This window comes from Ulvibacterium sp., from assembly GCF_028285715.1.
Classification (GTDB): Bacteria; Bacteroidota; Bacteroidia; order Flavobacteriales; family Flavobacteriaceae; genus Ulvibacterium.
On sequence record NZ_JANQOO010000011.1, the window covers coordinates 23,144 to 43,051 of the forward strand.

Annotated in this window: 19 protein-coding genes; 6 read left to right on the plus strand and 13 right to left on the minus strand. The window is 42.9% G+C overall.

The genetic code is table 11. The features are described from left to right. Nucleotides 1-17 precede the first annotated feature (17 nt). The 6 genes from Q0993_RS05375 to Q0993_RS05400 all read right to left on the minus strand — a co-directional run bounded on the left by Q0993_RS05375 (nucleotide 18) and on the right by Q0993_RS05400 (nucleotide 7,677). Nucleotides 18-1,217, minus strand: coding sequence for a DUF5009 domain-containing protein (locus Q0993_RS05375; RefSeq protein ID WP_299530461.1), 1,200 nt, complete (start codon nucleotides 1,215-1,217; stop codon nucleotides 18-20). Between the two features lie 46 nt (nucleotides 1,218-1,263). Beyond that, nucleotides 1,264-3,768 carry a glycoside hydrolase family 9 protein gene (locus Q0993_RS05380; protein ID WP_299530463.1) on the minus strand — a complete coding sequence of 835 codons (2,505 nt, stop codon included), beginning with the start codon at nucleotides 3,766-3,768 and terminating at the stop codon, nucleotides 1,264-1,266. An 86-nt stretch (nucleotides 3,769-3,854) separates the two neighbouring features. Next, a complete protein-coding gene (locus Q0993_RS05385; RefSeq protein ID WP_299530465.1) occupies nucleotides 3,855-4,616 on the minus strand; it encodes a sugar isomerase domain-containing protein in 762 nt (253 codons plus the stop codon). An 11-nt stretch (nucleotides 4,617-4,627) separates the two neighbouring features. Beyond that, nucleotides 4,628-5,797 carry a sugar MFS transporter gene (locus Q0993_RS05390; RefSeq protein WP_299530467.1) on the minus strand — a complete coding sequence of 390 codons (1,170 nt, stop codon included), beginning with the start codon at nucleotides 5,795-5,797 and terminating at the stop codon, nucleotides 4,628-4,630. Then, nucleotides 5,787-6,773, minus strand: a complete 987-nt coding sequence (locus Q0993_RS05395) for an ROK family protein (RefSeq protein ID WP_299530469.1) — start codon at nucleotides 6,771-6,773, stop codon at nucleotides 5,787-5,789. Before Q0993_RS05395 ends, Q0993_RS05390 begins: the two co-directional genes overlap by 11 nt. A gap of 154 nt (nucleotides 6,774-6,927) precedes the next feature. Next, nucleotides 6,928-7,677: a DeoR/GlpR family DNA-binding transcription regulator gene (locus Q0993_RS05400; RefSeq protein ID WP_299530471.1), complete on the minus strand. Its 750-nt coding sequence runs from the start codon at nucleotides 7,675-7,677 to the stop codon at nucleotides 6,928-6,930. Between the two features lie 297 nt (nucleotides 7,678-7,974). Between Q0993_RS05400 and Q0993_RS05405 the strand changes: the two genes are divergently transcribed. Beyond that, nucleotides 7,975-8,748 carry a hypothetical protein gene (locus Q0993_RS05405; RefSeq protein ID WP_299530473.1) on the plus strand — a complete coding sequence of 258 codons (774 nt, stop codon included), beginning with the start codon at nucleotides 7,975-7,977 and terminating at the stop codon, nucleotides 8,746-8,748. A gap of 131 nt (nucleotides 8,749-8,879) precedes the next feature. On the opposite strand, the gene Q0993_RS05410 is transcribed toward Q0993_RS05405, so the two are convergent. Next, nucleotides 8,880-9,911, minus strand: a complete 1,032-nt coding sequence (locus Q0993_RS05410) for an alpha/beta fold hydrolase (protein ID WP_299530475.1) — start codon at nucleotides 9,909-9,911, stop codon at nucleotides 8,880-8,882. 184 nt (nucleotides 9,912-10,095) lie between these two features. On the opposite strand from Q0993_RS05410, the gene Q0993_RS05415 reads away from it, so the two are divergent. The 4 genes from Q0993_RS05415 to Q0993_RS05430 all read left to right on the plus strand — a co-directional run bounded on the left by Q0993_RS05415 (nucleotide 10,096) and on the right by Q0993_RS05430 (nucleotide 13,273). Further along, nucleotides 10,096-11,046 carry a sensor histidine kinase gene (locus Q0993_RS05415; protein ID WP_299530476.1) on the plus strand — a complete coding sequence of 317 codons (951 nt, stop codon included), beginning with the start codon at nucleotides 10,096-10,098 and terminating at the stop codon, nucleotides 11,044-11,046. A gap of 8 nt (nucleotides 11,047-11,054) precedes the next feature. Next, nucleotides 11,055-11,759: a LytTR family DNA-binding domain-containing protein gene (locus tag Q0993_RS05420; protein ID WP_299530477.1), complete on the plus strand. Its 705-nt coding sequence runs from the start codon at nucleotides 11,055-11,057 to the stop codon at nucleotides 11,757-11,759. A gap of 297 nt (nucleotides 11,760-12,056) precedes the next feature. Next, nucleotides 12,057-12,818: a DUF5694 domain-containing protein gene (locus Q0993_RS05425; RefSeq protein ID WP_299530479.1), complete on the plus strand. Its 762-nt coding sequence runs from the start codon at nucleotides 12,057-12,059 to the stop codon at nucleotides 12,816-12,818. Nucleotides 12,819-12,883: 65 nt separating this feature from the next. Further along, complete coding sequence (locus tag Q0993_RS05430; RefSeq protein WP_299530482.1) at nucleotides 12,884-13,273, plus strand: hypothetical protein; 390 nt, start codon at nucleotides 12,884-12,886, stop codon at nucleotides 13,271-13,273. A gap of 91 nt (nucleotides 13,274-13,364) precedes the next feature. Here Q0993_RS05430 and Q0993_RS05435 read toward each other — a convergent pair whose 3' ends face one another. The 5 genes from Q0993_RS05435 to Q0993_RS05455 form a co-directional block, all read right to left on the minus strand. Next, entirely contained in the window at nucleotides 13,365-14,258 is an 894-nt protein-coding gene (locus Q0993_RS05435; protein ID WP_299530485.1) for a slipin family protein, read from the minus strand. A 1-nt stretch (nucleotide 14,259) separates the two neighbouring features. Then, on the minus strand, nucleotides 14,260-14,628 hold the full coding sequence (locus Q0993_RS05440) for a GntR family transcriptional regulator (RefSeq protein ID WP_299530487.1): 369 nt from the start codon (nucleotides 14,626-14,628) through the stop codon (nucleotides 14,260-14,262). Nucleotides 14,629-14,960: 332 nt separating this feature from the next. Next, entirely contained in the window at nucleotides 14,961-16,370 is a 1,410-nt protein-coding gene (locus Q0993_RS05445) for a sulfatase-like hydrolase/transferase (protein WP_299530490.1), read from the minus strand. A 239-nt stretch (nucleotides 16,371-16,609) separates the two neighbouring features. Next, nucleotides 16,610-17,509, minus strand: coding sequence for a hypothetical protein (locus tag Q0993_RS05450; protein WP_299530492.1), 900 nt, complete (start codon nucleotides 17,507-17,509; stop codon nucleotides 16,610-16,612). Nucleotides 17,510-17,543: 34 nt separating this feature from the next. Then, nucleotides 17,544-17,948, minus strand: coding sequence for a hypothetical protein (locus tag Q0993_RS05455; protein WP_299530494.1), 405 nt, complete (start codon nucleotides 17,946-17,948; stop codon nucleotides 17,544-17,546). A 95-nt stretch (nucleotides 17,949-18,043) separates the two neighbouring features. Here Q0993_RS05455 and Q0993_RS05460 point away from each other — a divergent pair, with 95 nt between their 5' ends. Then, entirely contained in the window at nucleotides 18,044-19,243 is a 1,200-nt protein-coding gene (locus tag Q0993_RS05460) for an AraC family transcriptional regulator (RefSeq protein ID WP_299530497.1), read from the plus strand. 71 nt (nucleotides 19,244-19,314) lie between these two features. On the opposite strand, the gene Q0993_RS05465 is transcribed toward Q0993_RS05460, so the two are convergent. Then, nucleotides 19,315-19,896 (minus strand): hypothetical protein, encoded by a 582-nt coding sequence (locus Q0993_RS05465; RefSeq protein ID WP_299530499.1) that lies wholly within the window; start codon nucleotides 19,894-19,896, stop codon nucleotides 19,315-19,317. Nucleotides 19,897-19,908 lie beyond the last annotated feature (12 nt).

Genomic DNA, 19,908 nt, shown 5'->3' on the forward strand with positions numbered 1-19,908 from the left:
CTTCAAGTGGTATTAAGTTAAATCTTAAGCCGGATATTTCTTTTTTCCAATAGCCTTACCAGTAGTATAATCACCAGGGAAAAAAGAAGCGATTTTACAATACCCATGAAACCGTCCGATAGGAATTTCGGCCATTGAAAACCGACCAGTACTATGGTGGGATAGATAAAATAAGGCATGAGGTAGCAAGTCAACGTACTGGTACCGGCCGCTTTAATGGGATCTGCCCATTTGGCATACCCCCACCGATCCACCAAAATGTAGAGTAAAACATAGGACAGCAAGCTTATCCCAATACAAATGACCGTCCAGGAAGGTGTGGCCAAAATTTTTGATATAGGGAAGGCAGGCCGAATCCAGAATCCAAAGAGAACAAAAAGACCGCTGGCCAGGGCCACAATACTTAAGAATTGCGGTAATTTCCCTCCCCCTGACTTGAACTTCAAATAAAAGACGGTACACAACAGGCCAGCCATAACCAACACATGATTGGATGCACTAATGACCAGTTTAAAGCTAGGAAGGGATTCAAAATAGTTATTTTCCTGTATGTTCATAAACAGTAGCAAGAGAAAAATTGGCACCCAGTAGATAACCCTTTTTCGGATAACCAAGTAGAGTAACCCGTTCAGCAAATAAGCCCATCCGATCAAGCCTAAAATCCCCCACCATCGCGGTTGCATCCAATGTATATCCTCCAATGCCCCACCCCTGTAAATCCAGGCTAAATACAACAGAATCAACAGGCCCAAAGCCTGTAATCCCCAAACCAACCCCTTTCGCAGATTGAACAATTTCCTGTAGTCTAGCCAAATCAAAAAGATAGCGGTGGCCATAAGAATTTGCCATATGTTTTTATCCAATCCAGTGGCTTCCTCATTGATTACCCCATAATTGACCATATAAAAACCCATGACCAGAAGGGCGATCGTTCTCACAAGAATATGACCCAGGACGGCGGTGTTGGTTTCCTTCCTATTAAACCGTACATCAATGGCCAACGGAATGGACAGCCCTACAATAAACAAAAAAAGTGGAAAAATTACATCCGAAAATCCCATGCCGTCCTCCTCCGCCAAAGTGTGCTCCAACCATTTTGGAACTCCGGTAAGCGACCAAAGATCGTTGACAAAAATCATCAAGAACATGGTAAGGGCGCGTAGCACGTCTATGGTCCTGATGCGAAGATTCGGTGATGCCGTGCCGGTGTTTTTCATTTCTCTTTTTTTGTTGCGCTACCCTTTTTAGGATCGGGCCAATACTCTAGTTTTTTAAGCTCAAAAGGTTTTCCAAGGTGTCGAATTTATAACCACGTTCTTTGAGGGTCGTTATCAGCTCATCCAATCTGGAATAGAACTTATCGGTGCGATCGTCCTCCGTACCGATATGCGAGAGCAACATAAACCCGTTTAATCCCTCTTTTTCCTCAAAGGTTAAAATAGATTGCATAATACGATCCGTACTTCGGTAATTATCCATTTTAGGGGTAGTGTAGTCCGCATGTGAAAGTGTCCCCGGAGTATAATTGATAACGGCAATTTCCATTTGATCGGCCCACTGGGTAATGATTTCATCGTTCCACTCATAGGGGGGCAAGAAATACGGCGCCTCCTTGATGCCGTATTTTTCCATTTCCTTGTAATTGGCCTTCAAATCGGCTTTAAATTCTTCCTGGCTTACCAGTCGCTTCTTTTCCTCCCAGTCGTTATACAGTAGATGCTTATCAGAATGCGCCCCAAGATAGTGCCCCTGATCTTTTGCTTTTTCAATAAGGGGAGCAAAATTCTTGTTTCTATAAAAGTTTCCGGTAAAGAAGAACGAGGCTTTAATGCCATGCTTTTCGAGGACCTCAAGAATTTCCTCCCCTCCATCGGCATATTCATCACCGGAGAACATCAAATTTATTTTTCTTTCCGACTTATCCCCTCGAATAATCGCCCCGCTTTGATCATAGGTATACTGCTTTTTCAGGTGACCTCCTATGATACTTGCATTTTCCAGGGACGAAAGATAATAGACCAAACAGGCTGTACCATCCATAGTGGGTTCGTTGGTGGAAAAACTACCCACATCATCCTGATAAACTACCAAATCCGATTGAAATTCGGCATACTCATCCTCATCATGAAGTTCAACCCCAATGAGGCTGTTGGCAATGGAACCATAAACCGGTCCATCGATCAGGCCCCCATAGGTTTGATATCCCTCTAAATGATTCAAGGAAGAATGGGGATCTATGGGGTAATCTCCGTCCCTGGGAAGCCCAACGACCATAGAGGTACCCCAAATATTACAGCCAAAAAGCCAATCGCGTAAGGCCGCTTCCATTTCCAGATACGTGTCATCTCCGGTCAACTGATGATATAATTTGCATTGGGTAACGGCTGCGGTCACCAAATTATTGGAGCACCATACAAAGGGAACACCAATATAGAAGGGGTTGTCCTTCCCTCGTTCATGCAGTAAACGAAGCCCCATGTCATAATACGAAGCTACGGTCTCCTTTTCCTGTGATTTTAAGGCCGTCGCCAATTCGTTGTGACCAGCATTCAAGAATGGATAATACTGATAGTGCACTACCGTATCACGTCCTATCCAGGGTGTAATCTTTTCTTCGGATGCATAATGCAAGGCCTTTTTCTTATAGTTTTCGTCTTGGGTCAGCTTGTACAGACTGCTTGCCGCCAGTTCCATATCATCCATCCAGTTGTCCTCTTCATAAAAATAGGGTGCACTGCCCGGTGCGGTCTGGCTAACCCCCGGATTTTTTTCACCAAAATCATAAGCATCCTTAGCACGCTTCGGCAGGTCATCCGTATATCCCGGGTAAAAATCATTCAAGACCGAGGCACCCAAGGCAAAGGCCGAAGCATACTTACCGGCCGTGGATGCTACACCGGTAGAACGGTTTTTATATTGTAATACGCCTTGTTTTTGGCCACTGGCCAAGTATACGGGTCGCCCCTTTCGTTTCGGATTATACACCACGGAATCCTCATTGGGCAATCGGAAACCGACATGATCCCGATCATCTGCAATTTGATTGTAAAACTCTGTGGGAGACGGGTTCATCTTTTTAAGCCAATCCATCCCCCATTTGGCCTCATCAATAATATCCGGAATGCCGTTGGGCCCCGGCAAGCCATTGGCCCTATGGGCATCGCCAAAAGCTTCTGGATTGTCCCGGTACGATAGCAGCAATTGGAAAACGGCGTTGGCGGAGGTAGCCGTATATTGCAGATAATCCGTGGCATCATGCCATCCTCCGGTCACATCAATTCGTTCTCCCTCCCTTTTGGGGTTATACAGGATGTATCCGTCATCCAAATGACAAGAGTCGGTCAAAAACGGGTTGTATCCGCAACGCTGCTGACGCATGTATTCCAATAGGAAATCCGCAGAATGGTCATAGACATCCGCATTGATCCGAAATATCGGGGATTGCGTACCATTTACTTTAAGATAGTAGGTGCCCGGTGTTTGGTATTCACTAAAATTTAAGCGGTAAGCGCTTTCAAAGGGTCCGTAGGCACCTTTGGACACCGGTGTGGTTGATACAAATACCTCTTTGTCCGTCTCGGCATCGTGCAGCGAGAACGAATTGACCGAAGTAGCCTCCTTTGCCGCGAAAACCGCCACTTTAATACTTTCCGGTAAATATCCCAATTGATTTATCCGAACGACGGCCACTCCCGATTTTTCGGTAGTGCGGTTCTGAACACAGGATATGATCAGGATTACGCCAAGGAGGACAACATACTTTTTCATAATGAGTTGAAATTTAGAGATGCGGTTTTTAATGGTATGAGCTATGATCTTATGCTTGAATGATTTAATGCATTTTGTACGTTATACTAAACAGAGGCAACTCTTCTTTTGTACTCCTTTAGGGCATCTGCCAATCGTTGTTTTGAGGTGGAATCGCCCGGGATGTTGTGAGACGGGTGAATGTGCAATGTAACACCCCTTTCCGCCAATATTTCGGCTACTGTGGTCACGGTCATCCATACGGTGGTGACAAAGGCCATGGTGGAAACCGGTCCAATTTTATCGATATGATTCTTTAGGTGCACCGTTGCATCCTCAGAGGGTGCACAAGAATCCACTACCAAATCCGCCAATTCGAACAAGGTCTTTCCACAGGAATGTTTTGTGGTCTTTCCCTGGGCCTCCGCCGCGGAGCCGAAGACGATTACTTTCATTCCTTTTTCCTTGGCCTCCAGAGCAATATCGATATTTACGGCGTTAACACCGGTATGTGAAAACAGCCACATGGTATCCTCTTCGTCAAAATTATGGCCCTTCATAATTTCCCGTCCATAGCCTTCCACCCTTTCCAGGAAAATAAACTGGTCCACCCCCATTTGTCCCGTAATGTTGGTAAAGAATGTCAATGGCAGTTCAACAATAGGGTGAAACCCGACGAAACCACCAATCCTAGGGTACATTTCCTCGATGGGGAGGGTGGCATGGCCACATCCGAAGGTATGTACCCATTTTCCTTTTTCTATGGAATCGGCCATAATAGTGGCAGCCTTTTTAATGTTTTCCATTTGGGTACTTTCTATTTTATCCATTACGTTTCTGGCATTATCCAGCCATTGTTTTGCTAACATAAATTTGAATTTTAACTTATTTTGGAATTATATTTCTTGTTCGTGATATACAGTAAGACGAGCACCATAAATACAGAGGTCAGAATAAGATAGGGGAACACTCCAGTACCTTGATATTGTGAAATTTGGCCCATCAAATAATTGGTTAGGACGTTTCCGATAAGGGCAATAGTAATCACAATGCTGAAGGCCGTACCTGAAAGGTGGGTATATAGCTGGCCGATATAGCCCAGAATAACAGGGAATCCTGCTGCCAAGCCTACCCCCATGGCCACCATTCCGGCTATAAATAGGGCATATGAAGCTCCATATTGTAGTATTAGGCCCCCTATAAAGACAATGACAAAACCTACGACCATTACCTTTAAAGGAGGGAACATGCGGAGAATTTTACCCAGCGCGATTCGGGTAATTGTAATGGCCCCAACGAACGAGGACAATATAAATAGTGCGTTGGAGGACTTCATTTCCTTTATGGTTTCCAGATAGGTGGTAGTCCAGTTATTGGTCAATCCCTCGATGCCACTCTGAAAAAAAAGGATAAAGCCGAATAATAGCAATACGGGATCTTTTGCCATTTTCAACCCTTCCTTGATAGGGAGTCCCTTAGTTTCGGCCGATTTTGGAAAACGAATCATCAAAAAGAAAATGAGCGGCAGGGTAATAAGGGCACCTAGCAGGGCGAAAATGGTCTCAAAGGAATACAGCCCTTTCCATATACCCAAAACAACAGGGGTCCCCAAGGCCCCGATCCCAAAAAAAACACCCAAAAGGCTAAGATTTGCGCTATGGTTCTCTTCGCTAATCTCCGAAACAATGGCATTGGTGGTACCGTTCAGTACTCCCCCACCCAGACCGATACAGAAAACGGATGCCTGCAAGAAAATCATGCTTTTGGCGAACACAATACCTTCAAGTCCCAGCAAGGTGAGAATACTACCTGCGATTAAGATTTTTTTGTAGGACAACCAATCAATCAACGGTCCAAAGATCAGGGAGCCCACCAAAATACCCAAGGGCAGCAGGGTAGTCAAAAAACCGGTTTGGGCTTCGTTCAATACAAACTTCCCGGTAACTTCAGGTAGAATGGATCCCAGGGATATCATCACCACTCCAAAAAGCAACATCCCAATGCAGGCTGCGGTAAATACGTAACTTTTGTGATACCCCTTATTCGTCATGCACTTGGTCGTTTAGGGTAGTAAGGGCCAAGTATCCAGCACCGATTAAACCTGCGTCACCCCCTAGGGCCGAAGTTTCCAATTGGATTTCTTGAATGGAAAGGGGTTGTGCCCACTGCTTTGCCTCCTCTACTATGCGGTCCAAAAATTGGTCGGCAGGTCCAAAGACCCCGCCACCAAAAATTACCTTTCTGGGATTGAATATGCTCACCAAGTTGGCCAATGCCATCCCCCAATACCCAATAACTTTTTCGATTACCTCAACAGCCACTAGATCTTGTTTTTCATACGCATCGAAAACGTGATGTGCGGTAATCTGGTCCGTTGGAATGGCATCCAAAAGACTGGTTGACGTTCGTTTTTTTTCCAATAGTTCTACGGCACTCCGTGCGATACCGTCACCGGATGCATAGTGCTCCAAGTTACCCCAGGCATCATACTTTTTATCGTAAGGGGGTTCCAACGCCATCCAGCCAATGGCTCCTGCAATACCTCCACTACCATTGATAATTCTCCCACCTGATAGTATTCCGGCACCTATACCCGTGCCTACCGCGATAAAAATTGCATCGGCACAATCTTTGGCGCAACCTTTCCAGACCTCTCCCAGGATGTAGCAAGATCGGTCGCTCTCCAAAACGATATTTATGGATTGATCGCCCAGGTACTTCTTAAGCGCATCCTGAAGAGGAATATGGTTCCAATCCGGAATGTTGGGGGCCCACACGGTTTTCTTGATAGCATCGTAGATGCCGGGGACACAGGCCCCAATAGCGACTACCTTGTAAGCCCTACCTTTTGCATAATCCATCAGCGATTGGATCATGGTACCGATTAAGGCAATGACCTCTCCCCCTTCTCTTTCGGCCAAGGGCTGCACTTCCTTATGCAATAGGTCCCCATGATGATGAAACAAGGCGGCCGAAATCTTCGTTCCACCAATATCAATACCGATTACCGTAGGTGTTCTTTTCATGAAATTGCAACGAATTCGATATAAATATATTCAATAATGAATATAAAATGCAAAATATATTTATAAACATGCAAAAAAACGGCATATATAAGATAGGTAAGTTACCTATTACCATTGGGGCAGCAACCATGGCGTAGAAAGAAATACGATTTGATCAGCTTAATTGAATCCCCGCTTCGGCAAATTCGACCAACTTGTCGTCCGTTGGATCCAATTCCGTAATCAGCAATCCAATTTCAGAAGGTTTGCAAATGGTATAGGGCTGTCGCCGACCCAATTTACTTGACGTAGCTAAGGAGATGACCCTATCGGATGCGGTTATAATGGCTCTCTTGATTAGGGAAACTTCATACGAACCTTCGGTTATTCCCTCAAGAGGTCCTATGCTCCCCGTACCCAGAAAGCATAAATCCACATGAATATTGGAGAATTTGTTCACGACTTCATTTCCTAAACTCACCATGGATTTTTTCTCGATTTTCCCACCCAAAAAAATAATCTCGATTCCCGGATGTTCCGTTAGTTCCATGGCTATAGGCAAACAATAGGTAAAGACCGTGGCCTTTAAATCCTTTGGAATACTCCGGGCAAAAGCGAGATTGGTGGTGCCATCACTTATTATGATCGTCATTCCATTTTGCAATAGGCCCGAGGCCTTTTTGGCAATACGATTTTTTTCCTCCTGATGTTTTACGACGTTGTCGTTGTAGTAATATAATTTTTGAATGGAGGAAATTGCGCCGCCATGCACTTTGGAAAGCAGTCCTTTTTGCGCCATTTCATTAAGGTCCCTGCGAATCGTATCCTCAGATACCAAGAGTTTTTCGGCCAATTGTAGGGTAGCCACCTTACCTTCCAACTGGAGTTTTTCGAGAATTACCTCCTGTCTTTTGTCTTTCTGCATGTATACGAAGTAAGGCTTCAAATGTACGATTTTGCATGAAAATGTAGAAAACATGCAGAAAAATTGGGAAATAGTGCAAAAAAGACGTACACAAACAAGATGCATTCAACTTGAAGTGCGCCTGTTCAAAGTGGCCCGGATAATTGAATTGTTCATTTGCGGTTTCTATGGATAGTTCGCCTGGCTTCATCAAAAAGTCTCGTAATCCCCTGTGTTTTAGATTGAATTTCATCGAATGTTGCCATGTTTGAACAATATGGATTTTGCTTTAGGCGTTTTCCAGTCAAAATCCAGATCATGAGAACCGTATTTATCCTATGCTTTATCATTGTATTTGCCTTCCCATCCTGTAGCAATGATGCAACGACTTTGGAGGAGCGACTGGCCGAAGACAATATGATACAAGAAGATGGACAGGAGCCCGAACAACCTGGAAGTGACTGTCCCAGTTCAGTTGGATTCGTTTTTGAGGAAAAAGACGGCATCATATCCATTGAATTTGAGGACAACAGTTTCCCAGAAGGTTGGGTTTTGAAAAATGATGCAAATGATGTTTCCGGTGACGGCTATATGCAATGGGAGGGCGACCCCAGTATGGGCAATCCTGGTAATGGCATGATAAGCTTTCCTGTTAGGATAAGCGATACCGGTACCTATCGCTTCACATGGAATTCCTCATATAGAAAAGGAGACAATGGAACGGAACACAATGATTCCTGGTTGCGTTTTCCGGATGCCCAGGACTTTTTTGGAATGAAAGATGGTGGCAGCAGGGTTTATCCCGATGGTTCCGGGAAGGAACCTAACCCCAATGGAGCTTCCAAGGATGGTTGGTTCAAGGTATACCGGAGCGGGGATGACAACGCTTTCAAATGGCAAGCCCGGACTTCGGACCACGATGCCCATGATATTTACGTAACTTTCGAAACACCTGGTGTGTATCTCATGGAAATCGCCGCCCGTTCGGATTTTCATGCCATAGACCGGATATTGCTGCATAAAGAAAGTATTTCCGAAAACGAGGCACTGTCCCAAGCGGATAACTTTAGTATAAAGGAAACCTGCAACTAGGACGTTTGCACCTCATCGGCAACCTACCGCAAAAAGGGCTTTTGTTCTTACATTTTCCCTTGCAATCCCGTACCCATTTTAACGCAAGCTGTTGGGGCTTCCAAAATGGAAATACCACCATGGCACTCTTTTCAGTTTTTTAATTCCTTCGAAAATTGAATGATCTCTTTACAAATCATATCTGCATTTTCCTTTTGAATAAAAATGGTAAAATGACCTCCATCCATAAAGAATACTTTGCCATTTTTAGAAAAAGAGGCCATTTCTTCTTGCATCTTTCGCCGATTGGTTCTCATCTTTTCCGGGTCCCTGCCCATTTTCCGAAGCGCTTTTTCGTTGAGATGTGTCCCGGCAAAAATCCGAATTGGTAAGCTATCCGTTACCATTATTTTTTTGGACATTTCTTCCAATGCTATATGCCACTCTTCTTCTTTTATATAACCCCAAAGATATTTTCCGTTCAAAAAGTAATCTTGATAACGATCGGTAATTTCCTTGGGCAGACCTGGCGCAGGCATGATCGTATTCCCGAAAATTGTCACATATAAATCCAAAACGCCTAAATCCCCTAAAACAGCTCCAATGTAATATATTGAGTTTAACCAACTAGGAGAAGGCGGCCAGGGCAATCGTTCACGTTCATCTGGATGCCCAGAGTCCAACAAAACCAAACCGGCCACTTCGTTTGGATAGCGTTGTCCAAATACTCGGATATAATGGCCTCCATGGGAATGGCCGGCGAGAATATAAGGTGGTGATTCCCCTGTCTTTTCCAATAAGGTGTGTAATTCATCTGCAATGGTCTCGGGATCTCTCGGGCCATCACTAAGTTCGCTATAGCCAATACCGGCCCTATCATATCGAACCACACGCAGACTATCCTTCAGTCCTTCACTCAACCAATGATAGTATTCGCTATGCCCACCTGCCCCTGCCTCAATAACCAAAGTGGGTTTCTCGTTTTTTTCCCCGGTACTATGGACATGTAATTTAAAACCTCCAATATCAACCAGTTTTCCAGGGGGTACAGGTTTGTCCCTGAACAGTCGAAAGCCCAATCCTACCAAAATAAGTAATAGTAGTAATGAAGTAATCGACAAGCCAATCCACTTTAATATCTTCAAGACCATCCGTAACATAATATGGTTTTTAGTTAATTCCATCCAAACCTAGATTCACTTGAAAACATCATGAAATTATTTTGATGAACCCACCAAAAAACGATACACTTATCGGTAAATCGCAGACCTATACGATTCGATCAAAAAAACATAGTGTTCGACACAAAATGTGTGGTGTTGGTCAAAGAGATTATAAGGCGCGTATCAATAATGCTAAGTTTGCACCATGAAGGGTTTTATTCAAAAAAATCATAAGGCTTTGATCAAAGGGGGAATCCTTGTTATTTTCCTAGCCGTAATGTTTGTTATACCCCATTATACCGGCATTTGGGATAGTCCCATTACCGTTCCGTTGTTGATCCTATTCTGGTTGGGTGTGGCTTACCTCATTTTGCCTGAATTTTTTAAAAAATATCGGGTCGTCATTCTTTCCGTATACCTATCGGTTATTGCCTATCATTTTTTCTTTTTTACTACGGCACCTGATCACGTACAGGATTATCGCTTGAATTTGATAAATTTTATGCTCCTTCCCATTCCTGTATTTGTGGCTTTGTGGGGATATGAACAGTGGCGCTGGTTAAAAATGCTAAAAGCAGATAAGGCAAGGGCAGAATTGGCGTTACTCACCAGTCAGATCAATCCTCACTTTTTCTTCAATACGTTGAATAATCTTTATGGCTTGGTCGTGGAAAAATCCGAACAAGCCCCGGAAGTCGTTTTAAAACTGTCCGACATGATGCGGTACACTATTTATCAGGGAAAAGAAGATTCGGTGTTACTAAAGGACGAAATCAATTATCTCGAAAATTACATTGAACTACATAAAATCCGTTATCAAAAAAAAGTTGAAATTCGATTTGACCATGATACTAAGGAAGGCGTAAAAGTCGCCCCGTTGCTTTTTATTATTTTACTGGAAAATGCGTTGAAGCACGGGGTTGAACCATTGACGGAAAACGCCTATGTTCATTTGAATCTAAAAACGCAAGGCAGTCAGATATTTTTTACCATTGCCAATAATTATGAACCCAACACCCCTAACGAAAACGCAGGTATAGGGCTGGATAATTTGAAGAAACGCCTAGCGCATATCTATCCGAATCGACATGAATTGAAGATTGAAAATAGAGATGCTACATATAAAGCCCACTTGAACCTATTTCCAAACCCATAACCGCAGGCATGATAACCTATTGTATTATTGACGACGAACCCATAGCACATCGTATCATTGAAGGCTATTGTGCGGAATTGCCCTACTTAAAAAAAATCGGTAATGCTTATAACCCTATGGAAGCTTCTGTAATTGTCACCCGGGAAAAAATAGATTTGATTTTTTTAGATCTTAATATGCCCAAAATGACCGGCTTCGAGTGGCTAAAAACATTACCAAAGCCTCCCAAGATCATCGTGACAACGGCACATAAGGAATATGCTTTAGAGGGTTACGAATTGGATATATTGGACTATCTGCTCAAGCCTTTTTCTTTTCCGCGTTTCCTAAAGGCGGTCAATAAGGTGCATGCCTACGAACAAGCAAGCTCAGTAAAATCTGCAGGAAACCTTAGCTTGGAGAACAGTCGTTTTTTCTTGAAAGGGGATAAAACATACCATCAAATTCGCACCGATGACATTCTATTCATTGAGGCCTATGGCAATTATACAAAGGTCTTTTTAACCGAGGAAATGATAGTTAGCCATGAAAAAATATCAGCCTTTGAGGATTTACTGCCCAAAGAAAACTTTTTACGGATTCATAAATCCTTTATGGTCGCCACCAACAAAATTGAACGTATCCAAGGCAATCAAATCTTTCTAAACGAACATAAAATTCCTATTGGTCAGACTTATAAGAGTAGGATAAATCATTTATTGGGAGGAAACTAATTTTTTAGGTCTATTTAAACTATGAAGTTTATTTAGAAAATTGTATTCACTAAATTCATACGATAAAAATATTTCGATATAGACAGGTTCTTTTCTTTTATGGTAGAGAAAACGGACGGAAGCCACCTTGGAGCATACGGAATACATAATACTATTTGACAGGTTTCGTAATCCAACTAAAGCACCAGGGTTACAAAAATTCAGTTAAATGATGAATCGCATTCAGGAAAATACATGATCAATCTTATGAGGTACAGAAAATATTGCTGGATACTAATTTTTATATCGGTTTTGGCGATGCATTCGCAAGAAGTCAAGCAAAAGGCAAGTATTGGGTTTTTGGGAACCTTCCATTTTGCAGGCACTTCGGATCTTATGAGCCTCCAACCCGGCGATATTATGGGCCAACAAAGACAAAAAGAAATTGATTCCGTCATTGCATACTTGGCCCAATATAAACCTACTAAAATTGTTCTGGAATTTCCCTTTGGGAATTATGAACTGGATTCTATTTACGGACAATATTTGAAAGGAAAACACAAGCTTACGATCAACGAACGTCAGCAGCTAGGTTTTAAGCTGGCAGCCTATTTGGGACACAAGCACATATATATGGCGGACCACCCTATGGACCTTCCCTTTGGGGACCTTCAGAACTATCTTGTTGAGATTGACCAAGCTGATTTTTTTCCCAATTTTCTTTCCAAAATGAAAACCGAGGTAATCGATGTCCTTCAAGAGAAATATGACGCTTCTACGATATCGCAATTTCTTGTCTTCATGAATCAGGAGAAATACGACCGACTTAATACAGGGTTTTATTTACAACATCTAAACCAAATAGGAACAGATAAAAAGCCGGTCGGGGTCGACCTCAACTCAAAATGGTGGGAGCGGAATATGCATATTATGCGGAATATTGACAAACTGACGGAAGAGGGAGATAGAATATTGATCCTATTCGGCCAAGGACATACGGCACTGCTTAAAGATTTTTATGCTTCCAGAACCGATGTTGTCCTTCACAACGTTTTGCAATATTTGGACCAAAACCCGTAATACAAAAAATGGGTATAAAGTGCCCATAATTTCGTAATTTGTACTGACCGTAAGAACACTTTAAAATGGCCAGAAAAAATCGTAAGGACAAAAACTTGACAGTCTTTCTCCTGGCCCTTTCGGTAGTCGTTTTAATAGCATGCTCAAATTCAGATGATGAATCCGGAAATCCTGACCCGGATGAAACGCTTCTATCCCAATGTCTTGAGAACGGTGGATTAGGTAATATATCAGAAAATCATGGCCATTCGCTGACCATACCCAAGGAAGACATACTTGCTGCCGAAGAAAAAACATATGACATTCAGGGGTTTTCTGATCATACGCATACAATTACCTTAACTGTACAAGATTTCACCGCTTTGAAGGATGTGAATCCTTCTAGAGCAGTTGATATATACACTTCAACAGAAAACGATCACAGGCATTCCGTTATCATTGTCTGTGCTCCATAATACTCCATTGAAACTGGTAGCTATCCAACATAAACTCCATTTTCTGAAGAACATGGCGATAAATGGCCCAAAATACCGAATTATGAAGTAATCATCCCTTGGCCGAAAATTCTTCCTCGTTCCCTTTTGACAGGGACACCAATCCGCCCACGGCCCCTAGGTTCATGGAATCCAATGCCGAGCTTGGTACAATGACCATGGATCCCTTTTCTTTTAAACCCTCGAACAACATATTCATTCCCCTAAGGTGCAAGGCAACGGGATTCTTTTTGTAGCGTTCACTGGCCTCTGAAAATTTATGGGCGATTTCGGTTTCGGCCGTTCCGAGAATTACTCGTGCCCTACGCTCACGCTCCGCCTGGGCCTCCTTGCTCATGGCGTCCGCCAAAACCTGAGGGATTATTATATCCTTTATCCCAACCGTTTGGCAAGTAATGCCCCAGGGATTGGTGTTGTGGTCCAAAACCTTCTGTAAATCATCAGCTATCTTTTCCCTTTCTTGCAGTATGTCCGCTAACTCATGCTTCCCGATGATATCCCGTAATCCGGTCTGTGCTATGTAGAAAATGGCCCGTTCATATTCCTGTACCTCAAGGGCCGCCTTTTCAACATCCCAGACCGTCCAATAGACCACGGCATCCACATTTACGGGAACCGTATCCTTCGTCAAGGTCTGTTCGGCCTTAAAATCGGTGACCCGGACGCGCTGGTCAATATACTTATCTATTTGATCGATGATGGGAATAATGAAAAATAGGCCAGGTCCCCTAAGGCCCCGGAATTTTCCCATCCGCAAAACCACCGCTTTTTCCCACTGATCGGCTATATGTATAGATCTTGCGACCAACAAACTGGCCAACAATAGAAGTGCCAACTGTTGGGAGTTAACGAGGTCAAAGTAATACAGTGCTATACAAATACTTGATGTGGCTATCATTACGGTCCCGGAAATGGGGTTCCAAAACTTTTTGGTAATCGCTTTCATATTATTTTTGATTTTGTAGTTGATCGATTATCTCGTCTATGGTAAACCCATAGCTATAGGCAATGGAAGAAAACTCGTTGCATATTTCACCCAGTTTTTGTGCCCTTTCCTTCTCTGATATCCTAATCTTGTTTTCGTTGATAAAAGTGCCTGTACCCTGATGGGTTTCCAGTATATTTTGAATCTCCAGCTCCCTATAGGCTTTGGCCACTGTATTTAAATTAACCTTTAAATCTACGGCCAAGGACCGAACTGTAGGGAGTTGCTCGCCTGTTTTTAAGTTTCCGGAAGCAATACCAAATTTAATCTGGTCAATGATTTGCCTATAAAATGGAATTCCGGTCTTGGGGTCCAATCTAAACTTGATCATTATACTATAAAACTATTGTACTATACATATAGTACAAACATACAAAAAAAATTTAACTCCCCGCGGACAAAAAGCGTAAATACTTCATTGGCCATAGGAAACTAAGACCGTAAATTCATTTACACGTTGAAACAAACTCAAAAAGAATAGTTTTCCTTACATCATGCACTTATCTTGCAATACAGCGTATAGAATGTGATAAAATACCTATGGAAACGAAGTAAGTTTACCTCTGCAAGTTAAGCTACCTTTTTTAGCCGCTCTAATTTAGGTATGTAGTATTTGCCAACTCTCGTATGATTTTCCGTAGGCCCCAAATGGGACGCTACATATTACCTTTTATACGCCCCCGAGTATTCAGGTCTGCCACCATGTTCTTTTACGAACAGCCCGTATTTTGGATCGTCCTTCCAGAAATGGGGTATCGGATGATTTTCATCTACCTCCTTTTCCGGGTAATCCAGTCCCGCAACACTGCGATTAACTGAATCATACCAGCCCATAAACGCTCTTTTCAGGGTTTCCATCTTTTTCGGGTTCAACGTGGAAACATCTGTAGCTTCCGTTTTGTCCTTTTCTAGATTGAACAACTGAAAGGTCTGTTCCTGAATGCTGGTGGCTACCAGTTTAAATTGGTTGTCGATTAGGGCACCTTGACCCCTGAAAATAAATGGAATCGGCTTTTTCCGGATCTTCGCCCCGCGATTTTCGAGCAAGGGCTTCAGACTTTCACCGTCCGTAGGGTTTAGCATCGTTTTTGGGGGCAGGTCCAACATATCCACGATGGTCGGAAAAATATCCATGGTAGAGGCCGGATACGTACTGATCTTGGGAGCAATCCTTCCCTCCCATTCGATAATACATGGTACACGGATACCGCCCTCCCAAAGCGTTCCCTTGTTGCCGCGCAAACCACCGACCGTTTGCGGTGTTATACGTGGCAATCCCCCATTATCACTACAGTACCAAACCATTGTATTTTCCGCAATCTGTAGCTGTCGCAATTTTTTTCGCAGTTTGCCTAGGCTACGGTCAAAGGCGACCAATTCCCCATAGTGATTTTTGCTTCGGGAATCTAAATGTTCAAACCCTTTCATGTCCTCTTCCCGGGCCACAAAGGGATCGTGTGGGGAGCCGTCCCAGATTACGGTGAAGGATGGCCTATTCTCGGCCACCGCCTTTTCGATAAACTTTAAGGCCTCGTCCACAATGATTTCCGATGATGTCCCCCGGAATTCCTCAAATACGCCACTCCTGCTCATTATCGGGTCTATGTCGAAGAAATTGGAAACAGTTATCCAGGAGTCGAATCCAAATGCGCCGGGCGAATGGGTATCCTCCTTAAAAACGGGAACTCCCGGACCACGCAAACCGTTTAAGTGCCACTTCCCAAAATGTCCGGTAGCATAGCCAACCTCCTTTAGGGCTTGTGACAGTACCTTTTCCTGTCTTCGCAATGCATAACCATGTTCTGGCACTCCGGCACGGACACAGGATCTCCCCGTTAATACACTGGCCCGCGTGGGCGAACAAACGGGTGCTCCAGCGTAAAAACGATCGAGACGTAGCCCATTTTTGGCCATTTTGTCTAAGTTGGGCGTTTTCAGCAACGGATGTCCATAATATCCGGTCTGTCCCCACCCCTGATCGTCGGTCATAATCAATATGATGTTTGGACGTTCCTGTGCCGACGCTGCAAAGGAAAAAATGCATCCAAGTAAAATCGCTATGCGTTTAGTCATGGTAAAATCTTAGCTAATTTAAATGGTAAAGACTATTTTATGGACTTTTCCGACTAATTAACCCGTACCTATTTTCATGAGGTATACAGGTTTCCTTAAAAAGTTTCTGAAACATTTCGGATATATCTCCGCTGAGTTTCGACTCTTTTATACACCAAAAAACACCACCTCCTAAAATTACTAAGAAAATGAAGGCCTCAAGACGATTTCGCCATGAAGTTGGTATTCGAAGAGCACTTTTAGGGCTGCTCTTTTTCACGAAGATTCCCAAGAAGGTGAAGGGACAATCCTTTTGGGTCCAAAACAACGGATTGAAATCGCATTTCATGAATCAATCCCTCCGAGGTCGGCAGATATCCCAAACGATGTACAAAGGGAATTGAGACCCCATCTACTTCCCTAAAATCATCAAAGACAACAAATCCTACAGCGCTGGGATCTACAACCCGTACTGTGTATTGCACAATTTCCAGCAATTTGGTCTTCTGGTTTATCCAATACACATACTGATCAAACCTAGGGTTGACCTTGGGGGTTTCCCAGGTCCCAAAAACCAAATGATAGGGTTGGCCCTGATGCACGGTGTCCTTTACATAGGCTACTAAGGGAACCTTTTTTGTCCAATAGGGTAACTGGATAAAATATTCCTTTCCGACCAAGGCCGGAACCATATTTGAATCTTCTACACGGTTCATCTCCCCGTTGATTATCTTGTAGGGCATAGCATGGTCAATACCCCATATTTCACCCTTGGAGGGGCCATTAAGCAATTGGGCACGGGAATGCCCCAACTTAAAAGAAAGAAAATCGTGTTGCAAAGCTTGCTTTAAATATGGCCAGTTATTGTACCTACGCAAAGGTTCCGGTGCCACGGACCAATCATCGATATAAGTGGCGGAAATAGTGCTCGAATTCCCCGCTACCCATCCATGTGCATCAAAACATTCATTCAAAAGCTGCCTTCCTCTTTTGTTCCTATCCCGGATTTCCAAAGTAGCATCGCCTACCCAATCCCTAATTTCCCTTGGTCTAATATCTACAGGGTCAGGGACGGACTGTGCAGGGGCATTGATCAAAATGCACGTTGCCAATACCCAGAAAAATACTAGCCCCTTATGCGTTTGAATCTTATTTTTCATGGGATGACTTCGCTAAGTACCATTTTTGAATTTTCTACCGGGTAATCGTTTTTAGCGATTTTCTATACCTGATCATTCCAATGGTTTGAAAAATGGCAAATAGGGCAACCATGACATTCGTCGCCAAAATCAATAGCTTACCACTTGTGCTGATCTCGGAGACTAGGGCGAAAAGATTGTAAAATCCAAGCGAAACATATAAAATGTCCAGAACAATTATTATCCAAACCAGAATAGTCGACACCTTTTTTCTATGGGCCGTGATTAAAACCACGATAGCAAATACAGCTAATTGAATTGAAAAAGCCATGGGTTGTCCATTGGCCATTTCATTGACGGCCTTAACCGAATGGCCCAATACCAATGTGAGTATGGCCGATGCTAACGAGAAAATACCATTTCCTTTAAGAGCGGTGCGCAATAGGGTCAATCCTTCCATAAGATTTTAATTTATGGAGCAAGATTATGTCAAATGCATAAGTTTATGGTATCCATAGATTGAGCGTGACCCATTTTATGGGCCCACCTTAAGCAATGTATACGAAGACGTTACATTTGTATTTTGAAGATGTATTTTTGAGTATGGGGCACCCAACCGATATCACTTTTGACGCCTGGTCGGCGCTTCTCCTTTTTGGGCTTTTACAGGGCTTGTTTCTCAGTATTTTGCTTGCAACCGGGGTTTCCAAGAAAAAATCCAAATACTTCTTGGTATCACTTATCGTCATTCTCTCGCTAAACTTGCTCAACTACTTGGTCATTAACTCCACCCTGTACACCATGATTCCCCATTTTACCCACTTGAGCCTCCCTTTCCTTTTTCTAATAGGGCCTCTGTTCCTGTATTATATAAAATCTATCTTAAGTGCTCGTTTTATATTGAAGCTCTCCGATTTATTACATACCCTGCCCTTTCTACTGGCAGTTATATACATGCTCCCATTTTTTATACTCACGGGTGACGGAAAAATTACCTTAATTCAAAATCAAATCCGCTCCGATGGTCAAGCTTTTGATATGGGAACCCAAGTATTTACCGTAGCGCAGATTCTACAGTGCTTAATTTATGGAATTGTGACATTGCAATTGCTCTCCAAAAAATTCAGTAAAGACTTGGATAAGGCTTATAAAACCAAATTAATGTGGCTCAAGAGATTCGTTATAGGATTTCTAGTCTTTTGGATGATAGATTTTTTGGCCCTGCTCTGGTACTTTCAAAAAGGATTTATAGATATTAGGGCATATTATCTCACCATGTTTTGTTGCGCCCTAGCCATTCATACCTTGGTGGTCCTAGCCATTAAGAACAACAAGGCCTTTACCGAGGTTTTCCTGGATACGGCCAGGGAAAAATACCAAAGCTCAAGTCTTTTGGAATCCGATTTAAAGAGACATCTTTCGGAAATCCTGGTTTACATGGAGAATGAAAAGCCTTATTTAGATCATGACCTTTCCCTTTCCCAACTTTCCAAAAAACTCAACCGGCCCAAGTATTTGGTATCCCAAGTATTGAACGTTGCATTGGGAAAGAGCTTTTATGAGTTCCTCAACGAATATCGTTTTAAGGAGGTCAAATCTCGATTGGCTAATCCGGAATATCGCCATCTTACCATATTGGCGATAGCCTATGATTCCGGTTTCAGCAATAAAAACACTTTCAATAAGGTGTTTAAAAAGCTCTCGGGCACTACACCTTCTGAATTTCTAAAATCCACTTCAGCGGAAAACAGTTAACCGAATATGGGTTAACTTTAGGATGTGGTAGTTTAGGGGATTTTTTTTGATTCGATTACCGATAGTTCCTACTAGATTTTCGCCTTTATGGTTACGGTCACATCAACCCGGATGGCCACCTTAAAGTCCACAGGGTTTCTTGAAATCCTTCCAAAATATTGAAATATAATGGTACCATTTGGGCTACCCAAAAGAGCTTTCTCAATTGTACTAAAATCATCTCGATGGGTAAACTGGATATTTCTTTGATCGGCATCCGCAATGGCTATACCATTTTCCAAAAAAGAGTTCAGCGCGGCCAAATTGCCCGTGACAATCGAAAAACCGGCCTGAACGACCACTGCTTCCTCGTTACCTTCAAAATCTTTGTAGGTATATCGGATCTCATTGATCTTTATTTTCGTTATTTCGGCATTATCATCCTCAATTAAGGATGCTATGTCCGGATCCGAAGTTATCCGATACACGCCAGCATCGGTTGCCACATCAATGTCATCATCTATGGACGCAACCGGAGATTTTTCCACGACTTCCAGTTCTCCATCAAATGTTATGGACTCTTCAAATTCCTGTTCCACCAATTCCTCCAACGCATCACAATTGGTCAAGGGAACCAGTATTAGAAGTAGTATATACGATTTTATTTTTTTCATTCCTGCTCTCTT